Origin of the sequence: Streptomyces sp. BE303, assembly GCF_036290945.1 — a bacterium.
In the GTDB taxonomy this organism is placed as follows: domain Bacteria; phylum Actinomycetota; class Actinomycetes; order Streptomycetales; family Streptomycetaceae; genus Kitasatospora.
The window spans coordinates 1-321 of sequence record NZ_JAQYWZ010000143.1 but is presented as its reverse complement, the minus strand read 5'-3'; the positions used below and the strand labels follow the sequence as shown (position 1 = coordinate 321).

Here is a 321-nt window from a genome sequence, read left to right as displayed (position 1 = left end):
TTTTTTGTTTTTGTTTTGGGGGGTGGGTTTGTCTTTTTGGTTTTGGTGGGTTTTTGTTTTTTTTTGTTGGTGGTGTGGTTTTTTTTTTTGTTGTTTGGGGGGTTTTTTTTTTTTTTGTTTTTTTTTTTTTTTGTGGGGGGGGGGTGGGGGCTCACACACACCCCCAGACAAAAAAAGAAAACAAACAAACCACAACACACCACCACCAAAAACACCACACCAAACCAAGACAAAACAAACAAAAAAAAAAAAAAAAAAAAAAAAACACCAAAAACTAAAACAAAAAAACAAAAAATAAGACAGCTTAGCTGTGGCGTGGGT

At 34.9% G+C, this 321-nt stretch carries 1 protein-coding gene; it reads left to right on the top strand.

Annotated elements, in window-relative coordinates; all coding sequences use genetic code 11:
• The coding region (locus PUR56_RS43150; RefSeq protein ID WP_329947397.1) for a hypothetical protein at nt 1-298 on the top strand (298 nt) is incomplete at its 5' end.
• Nucleotides 299-321: the final 23 nt, after the last annotated feature.